The sequence below is a fragment of the Lactobacillus taiwanensis DSM 21401 genome (genome assembly GCF_001436695.1).
In the GTDB taxonomy this organism is placed as follows: Bacteria; Bacillota; Bacilli; order Lactobacillales; family Lactobacillaceae; genus Lactobacillus; species Lactobacillus taiwanensis.
The window spans coordinates 1-208 of record NZ_AYZG01000046.1 but is presented as its reverse complement, the minus strand read 5'-3'; the positions used below and the strand labels follow the sequence as shown (position 1 = coordinate 208).

The window sequence follows — 208 nt, the reverse complement described above, 5'->3', positions numbered from 1 at the left end:
ATCTTTACGTTTCTTACGTCTGAAGCCAAGCAATCCACCTAAAGCAGTAATCATTAATCCTAATAAATTAGAACTTGATTCTGCTCCTGTTTGAGGCAATTTACCTCTACGGTGATGTCTCTTAACCGTCTTATCTACAGATTCAGCATTTTCATGTTGAGACTTAAGTGTATTAGTAGAAATTGTAGATTTAGCACCACTATTGTTT

1 protein-coding gene is annotated in these 208 nt (G+C 35.1%); it reads right to left on the bottom strand.

Annotated features, from left to right (window positions below):
- Positions 1-208, bottom strand: a 208-nt coding sequence (locus tag FD18_RS06095; RefSeq protein ID WP_157053613.1) for an LPXTG cell wall anchor domain-containing protein, incomplete at both ends; no start/stop codon positions are given.